At 72.5% G+C, this 16,001-nt stretch carries 19 protein-coding genes; 7 read left to right on the forward strand and 12 right to left on the reverse strand.

What is annotated here, in order from left to right:
- Window positions 1-6: 6 nt before the first annotated feature.
- Window positions 7-600: a hypothetical protein gene (locus ACLJQE_RS12185; protein WP_410639290.1), complete on the forward strand. Its 594-nt coding sequence runs from the start codon at window positions 7-9 to the stop codon at window positions 598-600.
- Here the strand turns inward: ACLJQE_RS12185 and ACLJQE_RS12190 are convergent.
- Window positions 525-1,976 (reverse strand): leucyl aminopeptidase family protein, encoded by a 1,452-nt coding sequence (locus tag ACLJQE_RS12190; RefSeq protein WP_410639291.1) that lies wholly within the window; start codon window positions 1,974-1,976, stop codon window positions 525-527. The genes ACLJQE_RS12185 and ACLJQE_RS12190 overlap by 76 nt on opposite strands.
- 90 nt (window positions 1,977-2,066) lie before the next feature.
- Window positions 2,067-2,234 (reverse strand): DUF3117 domain-containing protein, encoded by a 168-nt coding sequence (locus ACLJQE_RS12195; RefSeq protein ID WP_013222969.1) that lies wholly within the window; start codon window positions 2,232-2,234, stop codon window positions 2,067-2,069.
- Between the two features lie 198 nt (window positions 2,235-2,432).
- On the opposite strand from ACLJQE_RS12195, the gene ACLJQE_RS12200 reads away from it, so the two are divergent.
- Window positions 2,433-3,227, forward strand: coding sequence for an enoyl-CoA hydratase-related protein (locus tag ACLJQE_RS12200; protein WP_410639292.1), 795 nt, complete (start codon window positions 2,433-2,435; stop codon window positions 3,225-3,227).
- Between the two features lie 20 nt (window positions 3,228-3,247).
- Here ACLJQE_RS12200 and ACLJQE_RS12205 read toward each other — a convergent pair whose 3' ends face one another.
- Genes ACLJQE_RS12205 through ACLJQE_RS12225 form a run of 5 tightly spaced genes read right to left on the reverse strand, consistent with a single transcriptional unit; the run spans window position 3,248 to window position 5,561 of the window.
- Window positions 3,248-3,811, reverse strand: coding sequence for a DNA-3-methyladenine glycosylase I (locus ACLJQE_RS12205; RefSeq protein WP_410639293.1), 564 nt, complete (start codon window positions 3,809-3,811; stop codon window positions 3,248-3,250).
- Window positions 3,804-4,262, reverse strand: coding sequence for an SRPBCC family protein (locus tag ACLJQE_RS12210; protein WP_410639294.1), 459 nt, complete (start codon window positions 4,260-4,262; stop codon window positions 3,804-3,806). Before ACLJQE_RS12210 ends, ACLJQE_RS12205 begins: the two co-directional genes overlap by 8 nt.
- On the reverse strand, window positions 4,259-4,582 hold the full coding sequence (locus ACLJQE_RS12215) for a DivIVA domain-containing protein (protein ID WP_410639295.1): 324 nt from the start codon (window positions 4,580-4,582) through the stop codon (window positions 4,259-4,261). The genes ACLJQE_RS12210 and ACLJQE_RS12215 overlap by 4 nt, the downstream gene beginning before the upstream one ends.
- Complete coding sequence (locus tag ACLJQE_RS12220) at window positions 4,579-5,247, reverse strand: permease prefix domain 1-containing protein (RefSeq protein WP_410639296.1); 669 nt, start codon at window positions 5,245-5,247, stop codon at window positions 4,579-4,581. Before ACLJQE_RS12220 ends, ACLJQE_RS12215 begins: the two co-directional genes overlap by 4 nt.
- Entirely contained in the window at window positions 5,244-5,561 is a 318-nt protein-coding gene (locus ACLJQE_RS12225) for a helix-turn-helix transcriptional regulator (RefSeq protein ID WP_410639297.1), read from the reverse strand. The genes ACLJQE_RS12220 and ACLJQE_RS12225 overlap by 4 nt, the downstream gene beginning before the upstream one ends.
- A gap of 60 nt (window positions 5,562-5,621) precedes the next feature.
- Here ACLJQE_RS12225 and ACLJQE_RS12230 point away from each other — a divergent pair, with 60 nt between their 5' ends.
- The 4 genes from ACLJQE_RS12230 (at window position 5,622) to cydC (ending at window position 11,436) form a co-directional block, all read left to right on the forward strand.
- Window positions 5,622-6,788 carry a cytochrome ubiquinol oxidase subunit I gene (locus tag ACLJQE_RS12230; RefSeq protein WP_410639298.1) on the forward strand — a complete coding sequence of 389 codons (1,167 nt, stop codon included), beginning with the start codon at window positions 5,622-5,624 and terminating at the stop codon, window positions 6,786-6,788.
- 3 nt (window positions 6,789-6,791) lie between these two features.
- A complete protein-coding gene (locus ACLJQE_RS12235) occupies window positions 6,792-7,778 on the forward strand; it encodes a cytochrome d ubiquinol oxidase subunit II (protein WP_410639299.1) in 987 nt (328 codons plus the stop codon).
- 9 nt (window positions 7,779-7,787) lie between these two features.
- Window positions 7,788-9,338: a thiol reductant ABC exporter subunit CydD gene (cydD, locus tag ACLJQE_RS12240; RefSeq protein WP_410639300.1), complete on the forward strand. Its 1,551-nt coding sequence runs from the start codon at window positions 7,788-7,790 to the stop codon at window positions 9,336-9,338.
- A gap of 460 nt (window positions 9,339-9,798) precedes the next feature.
- Window positions 9,799-11,436: a thiol reductant ABC exporter subunit CydC gene (gene cydC / locus ACLJQE_RS12245; protein ID WP_410639301.1), complete on the forward strand. Its 1,638-nt coding sequence runs from the start codon at window positions 9,799-9,801 to the stop codon at window positions 11,434-11,436.
- Here the strand turns inward: cydC and ACLJQE_RS12250 are convergent.
- Window positions 11,372-12,274: a glucosyl-3-phosphoglycerate synthase gene (locus ACLJQE_RS12250; RefSeq protein ID WP_410639302.1), complete on the reverse strand. Its 903-nt coding sequence runs from the start codon at window positions 12,272-12,274 to the stop codon at window positions 11,372-11,374. The two genes, cydC and ACLJQE_RS12250, sit on opposite strands and share 65 nt — an antisense overlap.
- Window positions 12,275-12,325: 51 nt before the next feature.
- Between ACLJQE_RS12250 and ACLJQE_RS12255 the strand changes: the two genes are divergently transcribed.
- The gene (locus ACLJQE_RS12255) at window positions 12,326-13,000 is read left to right on the forward strand and encodes a lysophospholipid acyltransferase family protein (protein ID WP_410639303.1); all 675 of its coding nucleotides are present in this window, start codon (window positions 12,326-12,328) and stop codon (window positions 12,998-13,000) included.
- Here ACLJQE_RS12255 and ACLJQE_RS12260 read toward each other — a convergent pair.
- The 4 genes from ACLJQE_RS12260 to ACLJQE_RS12275 form a co-directional block, all read right to left on the reverse strand.
- On the reverse strand, window positions 12,997-14,082 hold the full coding sequence (locus tag ACLJQE_RS12260; protein WP_410639304.1) for a response regulator: 1,086 nt from the start codon (window positions 14,080-14,082) through the stop codon (window positions 12,997-12,999). The genes ACLJQE_RS12255 and ACLJQE_RS12260 overlap by 4 nt on opposite strands.
- Window positions 14,083-14,220: 138 nt before the next feature.
- Window positions 14,221-14,445, reverse strand: a complete 225-nt coding sequence (locus tag ACLJQE_RS12265) for a hypothetical protein (RefSeq protein ID WP_410639305.1) — start codon at window positions 14,443-14,445, stop codon at window positions 14,221-14,223.
- A 181-nt stretch (window positions 14,446-14,626) separates the two neighbouring features.
- On the reverse strand, window positions 14,627-15,211 hold the full coding sequence (locus ACLJQE_RS12270) for a TIGR00730 family Rossman fold protein (RefSeq protein ID WP_410639782.1): 585 nt from the start codon (window positions 15,209-15,211) through the stop codon (window positions 14,627-14,629).
- Complete coding sequence (locus ACLJQE_RS12275; RefSeq protein ID WP_410639306.1) at window positions 15,211-15,996, reverse strand: TIGR00730 family Rossman fold protein; 786 nt, start codon at window positions 15,994-15,996, stop codon at window positions 15,211-15,213. Before ACLJQE_RS12275 ends, ACLJQE_RS12270 begins: the two co-directional genes overlap by 1 nt.
- Window positions 15,997-16,001: the final 5 nt, after the last annotated feature.

Here is a 16,001-nt window from a genome sequence, read left to right on the forward strand (position 1 = left end):
CGGCCGATGGACGAGCAAGCTGCCGAACTGGTGCGGGCGCTCGCCGGGGTCAACAACCACGTGCCCCGGGTCAGCCGCGAACTCCTCACCGGCACCATGCCGCCTGAACGGGAGCGAGCCTTTGCCGCCCTCCTCATGGAGTTGGCCGACGTCCTGGTGACGCACGCCAACGCTCAGGAGGAGCCGACCGCACCTGTCACCCTGGCCGACCGAGTAGGTGTCACTGGCCGCCGGCTGGTGGCGGTCAGTGCCCGGCTCCGGACCGACACAGCGACCGGCGACCAGCTCCACGAGGTGGCCCGGGTGCTCGAAGCGTTGGCCGGAGGGCTCGACCTGTATGCCGGCAAGCTCCCGTCCCGCCGGTCTCCGCGGACCCGCCTGACCCGTCCGAGCCCTCCGGCCCGTGACCGGCGGGGCGCCGGCGTGCTCGTCGTCCTGGCGGTGCCCCGTGGTGTGGGTGGCCGTGCTACTCGTGAGCGACGCGCGGCACCCACCGTGCCCCCGCCGAACCGGGCCCTGGCGCGTCAAGCCAGCGAAGCCGCCAGCTCCACGAGCGTCCGCGCCGCGAAGCCGGTTGCTCCCGGCACCACTTCGTCGTAGTTCTTCTCCGACCGGGCCGGGCCCGCGATGTCCAGGTGCGCCCACGGCAAGCCCGAGGTGAACTCCCGCAGGAACAACGCCGCCGTGATGCCGCCCGGGCCGCCGGGGGTCTGGCGTACGTCGCCGAATTCGCCGCGGACGTTGTCCGCGTAGTCCTCCACCAGGGGCATGCGCCACCACGCCTCGCCCACTCGTGCGCCCGCCGCGGCGACGGCGGCGGCCAGCGCGTCGTCGGAGGCGAACAAGCCGCCCGTGCGCACGCCCAGGGAGACCTTCATCGCGCCCGTCAACGTTGCCGCGTCGACCACGTAGTCCGGGGAGAACCTGCGGATTCCGTAGACCAGCGCGTCCGCCAGGACCATCCGGCCTTCCGCGTCCGTGTTGCTCACCTCGGTCGTCTTGCCGCCGTAGTGGCGGACGATGTCGCCCGGGCGGTACGACGAGCCCGACACGTGGTTTTCCGCGCACGGGACCAGCGCCGTCACTCGCACCCCGAGCCCCAGCGCCGCGATGCCGCGGATCGCCGCGATCACCGCCGCGCCGCCCGCCATGTCCGTGCGCATCAGGTGCATGCCGTCGGCCGGCTTGATCGACAGGCCGCCCGTGTCGAACGTGATGCCCTTGCCGACCAGCAGCAGGTGCCGGGTGGCGCCCGCCGGCTGGTACGCCATCTCGATCAGCCGCGGCGGCCGCGCGGAACCGCCGCCCACCGCCAGGATGCCGCCGAAGCCCTCCGCCGTGAGCCACTTCTCGTCCCGCACCGTCACCTCGACGCCGGGGCCGGCCACGCGAGCAGCCGTGTCCGCCAGCCAGGCCGGGGTCTTCACGTTGGACGGCGTGTTCGCGAGGTCGCGGGTCAGCGCCGTCGCCGCGGCCAGCGCCGAAGCGCGGGCGACCAGCGAGGACAGTGCGGGGTCTTCCGCCACCAGCCGGACCGACCGCACGGACGGCGCGGGGTCCTCGCCGGTCACCTTGAACCGGTAGCCACCCAGCAGCAGGCCCAGCGCGAGCTCGGTGACGTGCTCGCCGGAAGCCTCCTCGGGCAGCGCCAGCTGCACCGAACGGAACGCCTTGCCGCCGTGCCCGACGTCATCGGCCAGCGCCGCGTTCACCACCCGGACCAGCGCCGCGCCGGTCTTGCGGTACTCCTTCGGCTCGCCGCCGCCCAGTCCGGCGATCCAGCGCGGCCCGCCGCCGGGCACCGTCTGGACGTCGCCCGCCTTGCCGGTGATCCGGACGCCCTCGATCTCCAACGGCTCGACGTCATCGTTGTCGGGCGCGGCCACCAGCCGGGCCGTGGGGACGCCGCGGCGGAGCTCGGACGTGACCTCGATGTGGAGCAGGGTAGCCGGAACGGGGGGTAGCGGATTACGCACAGTGAGCAACCTTCAGGCGCAGAGGAACCGCGACCCCGGCCTCCGAAGGGAGACCGGGGTGCGACGGAAGGACGGATCGGGAAGGGCGGCTCAGCCGGTGACCTCCGCCAGTGCGGCGCCGAGGTCCTTCGCCTCTTCCGCGGAGAGTTCGACGACGAGTCGCCCACCACCTTCGAGCGGTACGCGCATCACGAGGCCCCGCCCCTCCTTAGTCACTTCGAGGGGACCATCTCCGGTCCGGGGCTTCATGGCCGCCATAGCGTGCTCCCTCCGTCTCAACCGGCGCGCCCGGGTCGCGCTCGCGTGAAAGCCAGCCGGGTCTGCTGTCCATTGTCCCTCATCAGCGGCCGGGCGCATCAGCGGACCGATCTTTTGCCGTCGTATCGGTGCTGGTATGCGGCCCGCGGGAGGTGAAAGACTCTCGGCCGACCGAAGTTTTCCGCGCAAGGAGAAGACGTGACCACATCCGACGTCCTGTTGACCGCCGACGCCGACGGGGTGCGCACCCTCACCCTCAACCGGCCGCAGGCGTACAACTCGCTGACCGTCGAGCTGAAGGAAGCACTGCTCGCGGCACTGCGCGAGGCGGCGGACGACAAGGGAGTCCGCGCGGTCGTGCTGACCGGTTCCGGCAAGGCGTTCTGCGCCGGGCAGGACCTGAAAGAGCACGTGGGACTGCTGCAAGCAGGTGACCCCGCCCCGCTACACACCGTGAAGGAGCACTACAACCCGATCGTCCGGACGATCGTGGCCATGCCGAAGCCGGTGATCGCGGCGGTCAACGGCACCGCCGCCGGCGCCGGGGCCGCCTTCGCCTACGCCAGCGACCTGCGGATCGCCGCCGAGTCGTCGTCGTTCCTGATGGCCTTCGCCAACGTCGGGCTCGGCCCGGACTCGGGCGCGTCCTGGACGCTGCAGCGGCTGGTCGGCTACGGCCGCGCCGCCGAGCTGATGCTGCTGGCCCGGACCGTCGACGCGGCCGAGGCGCTGCGGCTCGGCCTGGTCGGCGAGGTCGTGCCGGACGAGGAGCTCGCCGCCCGCGCCCAGAAGGTGGCGGCGAAGCTGGCGGCCGGGCCGACCGTCGCCTACGCGAAGATCAAGGGCGTGCTGAACCTGGCCGCGCAGTCGACGTTCGACGAGGCCCTCGACGCCGAGGACGCCGCCCAGACGGCACTCGGCGCGACCGCCGACCACACCGAGGCCGTCGAGGCCTTCGTCGGCAAGCGCAAACCGGCCTTCCAGGGCAGGTGAAGCCGCGGCTGCTTCCGGGCTCAGCCGGCCCGGAAGCAGCCGGCGACGTGGTCGTCGACCATGCCGGTCGCCTGCATCAGCGCGTAGCAGGTCGTCGGGCCGAGGAAGACGAAGCCGCGCTTCTTCAGCTCCTTCGCCATCGCCTTGGACTCGTCGGTGATCGCCGGGACGTCGGCCATCGTCGCGGGACGCCGGTGGGACGCGGGCGCGAACGACCACAGCAGGTCGTCCAGCGGGGTCTCGAGCGAAGCGATCGCCTGCGCGTTCTTGATCGCGGCCAGGATCTTCGCCCGGTTCCGCACGATCGACGCGTCCTGCATCAGCCGTTCGACGTCGGCGTCGCCGAACTTCGCCACCTTCGCCGCCTTGAACTGCTTGAACGCCTTCCGGAAGGCTTCGCGCTTGCGCAGGATCGTGATCCACGACAGGCCCGACTGGAACGATTCGAGGCACAGGCGCTCGTACAGCTCGTCCTGCCCGTGGAGCGGCGTGCCCCACTCCTCGTCGTGGTACGAAGCGTAGTCCGGGGTCGAATTGCCCCAGCTGCAGCGCGCGACGCCGTCGGCGCCGACCCGCTCACTCATCCCCACCCACCGAATAGTTCTCCGCGAACCGCGCGAACCGCCGCAGCGACTGGCGCACCCCCAGCGCGAACGCCGGCCGCACGACCGGCCAGCCGAGCCGGCCCACCGGGCCGAACGGCAGCCGCAGGTGCTCGGCCCAGACGAACGTCGAGCGCGTCGCGCCCTTCGGGACGACCTGGAAGACGCCGGTGCCCTGCACGATGCTGCCGAGGTGCCGGACGCCGCACCGCACCGGCGGCTCCCAGCTGGTGATCTCCATGGTGTCGGTGAAGCCGAGGCCGGCCACGCCGGTGAACGCCGACAGCCGCGACCCGACGCTGCGGCCGTTGCCCTCGACCACCTCGACCTCGGTGCCGAGCATCCACTCGCCCTGGCGCGTCCAGTCCGTCAGCGCGAGCCAGGTCGTCCCCGCCGGGGCGCGGACGTCGACCGAGAGGATCAGGTCCGTCACGGGGACGCCTCTGGCGAGCTCTCCCGCTCGCGTTCGCGCTGCTCCAGCTCGGCGACGCGGGCGCGCAGCTCGTCGAGCTCGACGCCGAGCCGCCGCATCACCCAGTCCACTTCGGACATCTTGTAGCCGCGCAGCACCAGCTGGAAGCGGACCTCGGCCAGGTCCTCGCCGGTGATGTCCTCGGCGGGCAGCCGCGTGGGCGAACTGCCCGGCGGCAGCGGGGCGAGCTCCTCACCCCGGCCGAAGACCACGGCGGCGAGCAGGAACACCACGGCCGCCACCAGCAGCATGACTACGAGGTAGATCAGCGCGGTCGTCACGCAACGATCGTGGCATACCCACCCCAGGATCGTCTCGCGAGCACGACGAGCCGGACGGAAAGCGCCACCCAGGCGACCATCAGCAGCGCGCACGGGACGCTGAGGAACAGCCTCGAAACGTCGACCACGCCGGTCGCCGCGATCAGCATGCCCATCGAGCCGAGGTTCACGCCGACGGCCACGGCGATCAGCACGCCGCAGAACCGGGCGAGCCCGGCGCCGTCGAGGCGGCGGCTCAGCCAGCGGATGCCGAGCAGGGCGAGCACGCCGATCACCGGCACGACGAACACCGCGCCGTGGGAAGCCTGCGCGACGACCTTGTACCACTCGGGCGTCGGCGTCGAGAGCCTCGTCCACTCGCCGAAGGTGAGGATCCGCGCGTAGTCCCAGAGGATCTGCATCGCCGGGACGCCGATGACGAGCTTCCACAGCGTGCGGACGCCGCTGAGCATGCCCAGTTCGGCCTGGTAGTCGTGGGCGACGACCGCCGCCGGGCCGAAGTCGGCGACGGCGCGGCGCTCGGCCTCCTCGTCGTCCCACCCGCCGGCGCGGTAGGCGTCGGCGGCGTCGTTGAGACCGTCGCGGGCCTCTTCGAGGAGGTCGGCTTTGAGACGGCCGCAGCCGTGCAACCGCCGGTCGAGGTCGGCCAGGTATCCCTCGATCATGCTTCCAGCACTCCCCCGATGACCGCGGTGAACTCCCGCCACTCGATGCGTTGGGCGGCCAGTGCCTGCTCGCCGGAGCGGGTGAGCCGGTAGGTGCGGCGCTTGCGGCCGGACACGACGTCCCATTCGCTGGCCAGCCAGCCGGCCCGCTCGAGCCGGCGCAGCGCCGGGTACACGGTGCCGGTGGGCAGGTCGAGCGCGCCGTCGCTGCGCAGCTGGAGCGCCTCGATGATCGCGTAGCCGTGGAGTTTCCGGCCGTCGAGCACGGCCAGCAGCAACGCGTCGAGGTGCCCGCGCAGGTTGTCCGCTTTCATGGGTACGCAGTCTACACGTCGGCTCGCTACATGTAGGCACGCTATGTGTAGCCTGTCTACATGAACGCTCTTCCGATCGCGAGACTCCAGTTCGCGACGACGACTTCGTTCCACTTCCTGTTCGTGCTGCTCACGCTGGGGTTGGTCACCTTGGTGGCCGTGATGCAGACGCGGTGGACGCTCCGCGGCAACCCGGAACTGCTGCGGATGACGCGCTTCTGGGGCCGCCTGTACGTCATCAACTACGCGCTGGGCATCGCCACCGGCATCGTGCTGGAGTTCCAGTTCGGGCTGACCTGGACCGGGCTGTCCGCCTTCGCCGGCGACGTCTTCGGCGCGCCGCTGGCCATCGAGACGCTCGTCGCGTTCTTCCTCGAGTCGACCTTCCTCGGCCTGTGGATCTTCGGCTTCGGGCGGCTGCCCCGGTGGCTGCACCTGACGCTGATCTGGCTGATCACGCTGACCGCGTACGCGTCGGCGCTGTTCATCATGCTGGCCAACTCGTTCCTGCAGAACCCGGTCGGCAGCCGGCTCGAGGGCGGCACGCTGCGCCTCGACGACTTCGGCGCGCTGTTCGCCAACCCGGCGCTGGCCGCGTCGCTGCCGCACGTCGTGGGCGCGGCGATCGTGACCGGCGGCTTCTTCGTCGTCGGTGTCAGCGCCTGGCACTTCCTCAAACGCACCACCGAGGTCGAGTTCTTCCGGCGCTCGATGCGCGTCGGCGTGGTGGCGGCGCTGCTGGGCTCGTTCCTGGTGATCGAGCAGGGCTTCGCGCAGTTCGGCGAGCTCGCGAAGTACCAGCCGGACAAGCTCGAGGACGCCGGCGTCGGCGTCGGCCTGCCGCTCGGACTGATGATCATGCTCGGGTTCGTCATGTTCCTGTGCGCGCTGCTGGGCGCGCTGCTGCTGATCCGGAACTGGATCACGAAGGCCCGGTTCCTGCACTACCTGATGGTCGCGGCGATCCCGCTGCCGTTCATCGCCGCGATCCTCGGCTGGCTGGTGCGCGAGATCGGCCGCCAGCCGTGGCTGATCTGGGGGAAGCTGCGCACCGCCGACGCGATCGCGGGCGTCCCGGCCGGTCAGATCCTGTTCTCCTTCATCGCTTTCTCACTGCTGTTCGCCGCGCTCGCGGTAGCCGACTGGGTGCTCATGGCGCGCGTCGCCAAGCGCGGCCCGGACCCGGTCGACGAGCCCGCCGAGCTGCCCGTCCTGAGCGGAGTCTGACCGATGACGACCTTCTGGTGGTGCTTGCTGGGCCTGCTGACCTGCGGCTACTTCGCGCTGGCGGGGTACGACTACGGCGTCGGCATGCTCCTGCCCGCGTTCGAGTCCGGTGAACGACGGCGGCGGCAGACGCTCGGCGCGCTCGGGCCGTTCTTCCTGGCCAACGAGGTGTGGCTGGTGGCGGCCGTCGGCCTGCTGTTCGGCGCGTTCCCGCACCTGGAGGGCAAGGTGTTCGCCGGGGCGTACGTCCTGGTCGTGACGCTCCTGCTCGGCCTGGTCACCTTCACGGCGTCGATGCAGCTGCGCAGCCGCCGCCCGGACGCCCGGCGCGGTGCCTGGACGGCGGGCATCGTCGGCGGCGCGCTGGTCACGGCGCTGTCGTGGGGCCTGTTCCTCGGCAACCTGGTCGGCGGGCTGCCCCTGTCCCCCGACGGCTCGCCGTCCGGGGACGTCCTCGCGTTGTTCTCGCCCTACGCGGTGCTGTGGGGCCTCGGGTTCGTCGCGCTGTTCTGCCTGCAGGGCGCGGCGTTCCTGGCCGTGCGGGCGCCGGCCGAGCTGACCGGCCGCGCGGTGCGGCTGGCGCGCGCGTTCTCGGCGCCGGTGTTCGCCTTCCTGGTGATCGCGTCGGGGTGGGGGTTCTTCGCGCTCGACGGCGGTTCCGTGCTCGGCGGGGCGGTGGCCGCGCTGGCCTTCGCGGCGTTCGCCGTCACCCGGCTCGGCCTGGCGCGGCGGCGGTACCGGGTCGCGCTCGTCGGGTCGATGGTGCTGTCGGCCTGCCCGGCGCTGCTCGCCGGCACCCTGCGGTTCCCCACGGTGCTGGCTTCGCCGGGGTACACGTTGACGCTCGACCAGGCGGCGACGGCGCCGGAGACGTTCGCGGTGCTGGCCTGGTTCGCGCCGCCCGCGGTGCTCGTGCTGCTGGTGGTGCAGTGGCTGACCTGGCGCGCGCACCGCCGTCCCGTCGACCAGCGCTCGCTGCTGCACTTCTAGGGGGACGCCGTGCCTGCTCTGCCCGGACTCCGGCGGTACCTCGTCGCGCTGAGCTTGCTCGGCGTGCTCACCGCCGCTTCGGTGCTCCTCCAAGCCGAAGGGCTCGCCACGCTGCTCACCGGTGGCGGGGTTTCGCTGTTCCTGGTCGTCGCCATCGCCGCGCGGGCGGCGCTTTCGTGGGGCCACGGTGTCCTCAGTGGACGGTATGCGGCGTCGGTCCGCGGTGCCCTGCGCGTGCGGTTGCTCGGGTCCGCTTCGGACCGCGCGGGCGTCGTCGCGACGCAGGTCACGCGCGGGGTCGACGCCACGGACAGCTACCTGACCGGGTACCTGCCGTCGCTGGTCGTGTCGGTGGTGGTGCCGGTCGCGGTGATCGTGCGGCTGGGCACGGCGGACCTGGTCTCCGCGCTCGTCGTGGCCGGCACCTTGCCGCTGATCCCGGTGTTCGCGATCCTGGTCGGCAAGCACACGCGGGCGTCCACCCAGTGGGAGCTGCTGACCAAGCTGGGTGGGCACTTCCTGGACGTCGTCCGCGGGCTGGGGACGCTGAAGGTGTTCGGCCGCGCGGCGGCCCAGGCGGCGACGGTCCGCGCGATGGCTGCCGCCCACGCCGACGCGACCATGAAGACCCTGCGGGTGGCGTTCCTGTCGGCGCTGGTGCTGGAACTGGTGGCGACGCTGTCGGTGGCGCTGGTGGCGGTGCCGATCGGGTTCCGGTTGCTCTCGGGCGAGCTGACGGCCCGGACGGCGCTGGTGATCCTGTTGCTGACCCCCGAGGCGTACCTGCCGCTGCGGGCGGCGGGCGCGAAGTTCCACGCGGCGGCGGAGGGGCTGGCGGTGTTGCGGGAGGCGGTGCCGGTGACCCCGGCTCGGCCGGGCGTGCGCACCCGGCGGCGGGGCGCACCTTCAGTGGTGTTCGAGCGGGTCTCGGTGACGTACGACGGAGTTCCGGCATTGTCCGAAGTGGACTTTTCCGTGCCTGCCGGCGCGCGGGCCGCGTTGGCCGGCCCGAGCGGGTCGGGGAAGAGCACGGTGCTGGCGGTGCTGCTGGGGTTCGTGACGCCTGCTTCGGGACGGGTCCTGGTGGACGGCGTGGACCTGCGTTCGCTGTCTTCCACGGATTGGCTGGCCGAGGTGGCGTGGGTCCCCCAGCGGCCGACGCTGTTCCGGGGGACGTTGGCCTCGAACATCGCCCTCGGCGCCCCCTCGGCGGACGTCCGCTCGGCGGCCCGCGCGGCGGCGCTGGACACCGTGGCGGCGGGGCTGCCGTCGGGTTTTGCGACACCGGTGGGCGAGCTGGGCGAGGTGCTGTCCGCGGGCCAGCGGCAGCGGGTGGGCCTGGCCCGGGCACTGGCCCGCACGTCGGCCGGTCTGGTGCTGCTCGACGAACCGACGGCCCGCCTGGATTCCCGCACCGAGGACGCGGTGCTGTCGGCAACCCGGCGGCTGCTGCCGGGCCGGACGGCGGTGCTGGTGGCCCACCGCCCGGCGATGGCCGCCCTGGCGGACCGGGTGATCGAGCTCCGCGGCGGCCGGGTCGTTACGGAGGTGAAGGCGTGATGTCAAGTTCGCCATCCACAGGCAGGCAGTTGTCCACAGATCGCCGAGCGGCCGTTGTGGGCGAGCCACCGCCGGTAGGATGGAACTGGGGACGCCCCCCGGGGAGGGCGGGGGCTGCGCTGGGGGTCTGGGGCGTGTCCACAAAGGACTCGATCCGCCCCCTCCGTGCCATCCTCCTCGCCGCCGCAGGCACCCGACGGCGATCGCGGTGAACGGCGAACCACCGCGCGGCGCATTCGCCCGCACCAGCGGCGCACAGGTCCCTCTGCCGTCCGCCCCCGGACTGTGCTTGCCCAGCAGCAGACCGCCCTCGGGAGCAGCGGGACGCGGCCACCGCCGGACACTCGCAACCTGACCAGCGCCGTGGTCACCGCCGACCCCCTGCGCATTGCCGGCCACACCACATCGCTGCGGCACTGCGACACCGACCCGGAACACTCACACGATTCGGAACCGCCACATGATCAGCAAGAACGACTGTGCCGAGGCCCGGCCGGGAAGGGCGGGGACCGACTGGGGCGTGTCCACAAAGGATCGGATCCGCCTCCTCCGTGCCACCCTCCTCGGCGCCGCCGCCGAGCTTGCCGGGCTCGTGCTCATGGCCACCGCGGCCTGGCTTCTCCTCCGCGCCGCCGAACGGCCGCCGCTTGCCGCGCTCACCGTCGCCATCGTGGCCGTCCGGACGCTCGCGCTGCTTCGAGGCGGTCTGCGGTACGCCGAACGGCTTGCCGGGCACGAGGTCGTCCTGCGGTGGCTCGGCTCCCTGCGGACCCGCGTCTACCAGGCCCTCATTCCCGGCTCGCGGTACTCCGGTGGCGATCTCGTCACCCGGGTCGTGTCCGATGTGGACGCTTTGCAGGACGCCGTCCTGCGGTGGCTGCTGCCCGCCGGGGTGGCCGGGCTCGTCGGGGCCGCCGCCGTCGCCGGGACCGCCGTCACCTCGGTGCCGGCCGCCGGTGTGCTCGCCTTGGGGCTGCTCGTTGCCGGGGTGCTGCTCCCGTGGCTGGTCGTCCGCCTCACCGCGACCGCCGCCCGGGAGAGCGCTCCCGCTCGGGCCGAACTCGCCGAACGTGCCGTCGAGCTCGTCACCGGGCACCGGGAGCTCGTCGCCGCCGGCGCGCTGGCCGAGCACCGGGCCCGGGCGACCGGCGTCGTCGACGGGATCGCGGCCCGTGAGCGGGCCACCGCCGGGAAGACCGCCCTGCTGACCGGCGCCGGTGTGCTCGTCCAGCTGGTCACCGCCGTCGGCGTCGGGCTGCTCTGCCACGCCTCCGCGCCCTGGACCGCCGCCCTCACCCTCGCCGCCGTGACGGCCTTCGAGGTCGTCCTCCCGCTCATCGGCGCCGCGCGGCGCGTTCCGGAGATCCGCGCCTCCGCCGCCCGGGTGCGAGCCGTGCTGAGCGAACCCGCCGTCCCGGAGGGGACCCGCACCGCGAGAGCAGGCCGTTTCCGGCTCGAGAAAGCCGGGGTCCGGCACCCCGGCCGGGCCCCGGCGCTCAAGGACGTCGACCTCGACCTGCCACCCGGCAAGCGCGTCGGGATCCTCGGCGCCAGCGGGGCCGGGAAGACGACCCTCGTCCGCCTGCTGCTCGGCAGCCAACCCCCCACGGAAGGCCGGGTCACCCTCGACGGCCACCCGCTCGGCGAGTACGCCGACCTGCCGAAGGTCATCTCGGGTGCCGAAGCCGACGCCCACGTCTTCCACACGACCGTCCGCGAGAACCTCCGGCTCGCCAAGCCGGACGCGACCGACGACGAACTCCGGGCCGCCTGCGCCACCGCCGGGTTCGACCTGGGCCTCGACCGCGGCACCGGCCCGGACGGCGACGCGCTCTCCGGCGGTCAGCGGCAACGGCTGATCCTCGCCCGGGCCGTCCTGGCCGCACCGGACGTGCTCGTGCTCGACGAACCGGTCGAAGGCCTCGACCTGGCGCACGGCGACGCCGTCTTGGCGAGCGTGCTCGCGCAGGCGAAAGGCAGCGTGGTGCTCGTCACCCACCGCCCCGAACACCTCGACGGCTTCGACGAGGTCCTCACCCTCGAGGACGGGCGAGCACTTCCCGCATCGGCGGCCGATCGGCGACGCGGACGTGCGTGATGTCCGGCAGCCACTCCTCGTCCACCTGGACGAACTGCGTGAACGGCGCGTCGGCGGCCGGGACGCCGCAGCGGTCCAGTGCCGTGCCGAGGATCTGCCGGGACATCGCGCCGAGCTGGGGCAGCGACCGGTTCCGGTGCTTGCGGACCCCCAGGTTGACCTGCGCCAGCCCGTCGAGGCCGTACCGCGTCTCGGCGTCGAGCAGCAGCCCGATCTCGACGCCGTAGCCCGCCGCGAACGGCACCGATTCGAGGAATTCGCGGGTGCCCGCGTACTCGCCGCCGAGGGGCTGGATCAGCCCGCCGAGCGCGGGGCGCAGCGCCGAGAGCACCGGCCGCGCCAGCAGCTCGGTCACCCGGCCGCCGCCGCTGCTCTCCAGCCGCAGCGGACGGCGGTAGAAGCCCTTGACCAGGTGGACGCCGGTTTCCGACAGCAGCGGCCCGAGCAGCGACGGCACGAACGCCGGATCCGGGTCGACCAGGTCGGAGTCGAGGAAGACGACGAAGTCGCCGCTGGTCGCGGCCAGCGAGCGCCACAGCACCTCGCCCTTGCCGGGCACCGGCGGCAGGTCCGGCAGGACGTCCTCGCGGCGGACCACCCGCGCCCCCGCGGCCTCGGCGGTTTCGGCGGTCGCGTCCGTGGAACCCGAATCCATGACGACCAGCTCGTCGACGACCGAACCGACCAGCGGCCGCACCGAGGCGACGACGTCACCCACGGTCTGCTCCTCGTCGAGGGCCGGTAGCACGACCGAAACCGTCCGGTCACCCTTCGCGGCGACGATGTCCGCGGGCGTCCAACCGGGTTCCTGCCACGTGCGCCGCTCGAACCAACTCACGAGTAACGATCGTGCCATGCTGGTGGCACCGCCACCGAGGAGGAGGACCACTTGATCGCGCTGCTTGTCCGGTTCGTGCTGGGACCGCTGGTCAGGGCGGTGTACCGGCCCGAAGTGCACGGCGTGGAGAACGTGCCGCCCAGCGGCCCGGTGCTCCTGGCGGCCAACCACCGCGCCGCCCTCGACACCGGTGTGATCACCTTCGCCACCCCGCGGCAGGTCAAGTTCCTGGGCAAGGCGGAGTACTTCGCCGGCAAGGGCCTCAAGGGCAAGGCGCTGGCCGGCTTGCTCGGCGGCCTCGGGTACGTCCCGGTGGAGCGCGGCAACGCCCAGGCCGGGCTCGCCGCGCTGGAGGCGGCCCGCAAGGTGCTCGACGCCGGCGGCGTCTTCGCGATCTACCCGGAGGGCACCCGTTCACTGGACGGCCGGCTGCACCGCGGCCACACCGGCGTCGCGGCACTGGCCCTGGCGACCGGCGCGAAGGTGGTTCCGGTCGCGCTGACCGGCACCGAGCACCTCCAGCCGAAGGGCACGAAGATCCCGCGCCCGGCGAAGATCGGCATCAAGTTCGGCAAGCCGCTGGACTTCTCGCGGTACGAAGGCCAGGACTACGCGCCGGCGATCCGCCGGTCGGTGACCGACGAGGTGATGTACGCGATCCTGGAGCTCTCCGGGCAGGAGTACGTGGACACCTACCACAAGCGCCCGAGCGAAGGCGTCGCCTAGTTCACGAGGTTCGCCGCGTGGCCGTAGCCGATCGTCGGCGACGGCCGGCCCGGCGGCCGGTAGTAGTAACCGATGCCGCGGGCGGTGACGATCACGTCGTTGCCGAGCCCGTGCTCACGCAGCTTCGAACGCAGCACGTTCACCAGGACCGGCAGGATCCGCTTGCGGTCGACCACCGACACCGGGTCCCCCCACACGTGCGCGACGATCGCGGCGGCCGGCTGGGCGACGCCGGCGCCTCGGATCAGCAGTTCGAGGAGCCGGAACTCGCGGTCGGACAGGGCCAGCCCGGCGTCCCCGACGCGGATCTCCCGCAACGCGAAGTCCGCGCGCAGCACGCCGTCGTCGTAGACCGTGTCCGGCCGGGGAGCGCGGTGGCGCAGGACGCTGCGGATGCGGGCGAAGAGCTCCTCGACGTGGAAGGGCTTGACGAGGTAGTCGTCGGCGCCGCAGTCGAGCCCGCGGATCTTGTCGTTGTCCGCGCCGCGGGCGGTTGTGATGATCACCGGCAGGTCGCTGACGTCGCGGAGCTTCCGCAACACCACCAGGCCGTCGGTATCGGGCAGGCCGAGGTCGAGCAGCACCAGATCGGGGCGCCGTTCCAGCGCTTCGCGCAACCCCGTCGCGCCGTCGGGAGCCCGCCGGACCTCGTAGCCCCTGCTCCGCAGAACGACGCCGAGGGCCTCGGCCACGGGGTCGTCGTCTTCGACGAGCAGCACGGTCCCGCGCTCGGTGGGCCGCGGCGCCGGTTCGCGGTCCGGGGTGCCGATGCGCCGGGTCTCGACCGCCGTCGCGGCCGCGCCCTGGCCGACCAGGAACGACAGGGCCAGTTCGCGGCAGGCCGGGCAGACCTTCAGCTCACGCCCGTCCACGGCCAGCGCGAACACCGCTCCACGCGAGCAGCGGCTCCCGGCCACTTCGATCTCGCACCGGCGGGCCAGCCGGGCTTCGGCCCGCCCGGTTTCGCGTTCCCGGGCGCGGTGGGCCTTCGACCGGCACCTGTCGGAGCAGAACTTCCGCGGGCGCCCGGTGTCGGTCGCCCCGGGCAGCGGCTCGCCGCAGACGGTGCAGGAGGTCGTCATCGGGTGGCCCCCTCCCCGATTCGCCGCAACGAAACCACTTTCGTGTCGCTCCCAGGATATCGGCGCTTGGCGCCCGTCCGCCGGTGCTGTTCCCTGGTGGGGGAAGGCCCGGCCGCCTCGCGGCGGCCGGACCCGGGGTCACGATCGCCCGTGCTTGCCGGCGTCGACGATCGTGTCACCCACCAAGATGAGCGCCCTCGCCGTGCCGGCGAGGGCCTCGTCCTTCTTCAGCGGCGCCACGACGGCCTCCACGACCACGAGGACCACGCGCACCGCCCGCCAGGCCGGGCGGACCCGGCCGTGGCACCACTTCGCGACCCGGCGCAGCTTCGACCGGGCCGTCCGGTTCGGGGGAACGACCACTTCGGCGACCTCCTCTCGACAGCGGCCGCGACCATCGCGGGCTGTCGCGACGAGCCCCGCGGCGACGGAAGCTGCGGGAGGAGATCGTCGGTTGTTCCTTCTCGGACCGGGTGGTGGAGCTCACCGTGCCGCGCCGGGAGGCGGGCGCACAAGATCGGGCGAACTACCTAACGAGCGGCGGCTAGATGCCCGGCGCGTCCTTCGCCCACTTCGGCGGCGCGGGCGGTTCGTACGTCTCGAACTTGTCCAGCAACGCGGCCGGGTCGGCGTCGGTGAGCAGGAGCTGCCGGTAGCCGTCCTTGAGGAAGCCCTCGGTGACCATGTGGTCGGCGAAGGCCATCAGCGGCGCGTAGTACCCGTCGACGTCGACCAGGCCGATCGGTTTGCCGTGCAGGCCGAGCTGGGCCCACGTCCAGACCTCGAACAGCTCCTCCAGCGTGCCCGCGCCGCCCGGCAGCGCGAGGAAGCCGTCGGACAGGGCCGCCATCTTCGCCTTGCGCTCGTGCATGTCGGCCACGACGTGCAGCTCCGACAACCCCGCGTGGGCGATCTCGACGCTCGACAGCGCCTCCGGGATCACGCCGATCACCTCGCCGCCCGCGGCCAGCGCGGCGTCGGCGACCACGCCCATCGTGCCGACGCTCGCGCCGCCGTAGACCAGGCCGATGCCGCGCTGGGCCAGCACCTTCCCGAGCGCGGCCGCCTGCTCGGCGTAGCGCGGCGAGAAGCCCATCGACGACCCGCAGAAGACGCAGATCCGCCGCATCAGTGCGTGTCCTCCCACGCCTGGTAGGACTCCTGCACCACGCGGACGGCGTCGTCGATGTCGTCGGTGACGTGCAGCAGGTCCAGGTCGTGCGGGCTGACCTTGCCTTCGGCCTGCACGGTCTTGGCGATCCAGTCGTAGAGCCCGCCCCAGTAGTCGCTGCCGAACAGCACCACCGGGAACTTCGTGACCTTCTTCGTCTGCACCAGGGTCAGCGCCTCGAACAGCTCGTCGAGCGTGCCGAAGCCGCCGGGCAGGCAGATGAAGGCCTGCGAATACTTGATGAACATCGTCTTGCGGGCGAAGAAGTAGCGGAAGTTGACGCCGAGGTCGACCCACGGGTTCAGGCCCTGCTCGAACGGCAGCTCGATGCCGAGCCCGACGGAGAAGCCGCCGGCTTCGGCCGCGCCGCGGTTGACCGCTTCCATCGCGCCTGGTCCGCCGCCCGTCATCACCGCGAAGCCGGCGTTGGCCAGGGCCCCGCCGATCTTGCGGCCGAGCTCGTACTCCGGGTGATCGCGCTTGGTGCGGGCCGAACCGAACACGGTGACCGCGCGCGGGACCTCGGCGAGCGCGCCGAAGCCCTCGACGAACTCGGCCTGGATCCGCAGCACGCGCCACGGGTCGGTGTGCACCCAGTCGCTCGGGCCGCGCGAGTCGAGCAGCCGCTGGTCGGTCGTACTGCCCTGGTCACGGCGGTCGCCGCGCAGCACGACCGGGCCCTTCTGGCGCTCCACCGGGCGTTCGGGGTATTGGCCGTCCGGCCATTCAGACTGATCGCTCACCTCGC

The organism is Amycolatopsis sp. lyj-346, from assembly GCF_046548975.1.
Lineage (GTDB): Bacteria > Actinomycetota > Actinomycetes > Mycobacteriales > Pseudonocardiaceae > Amycolatopsis.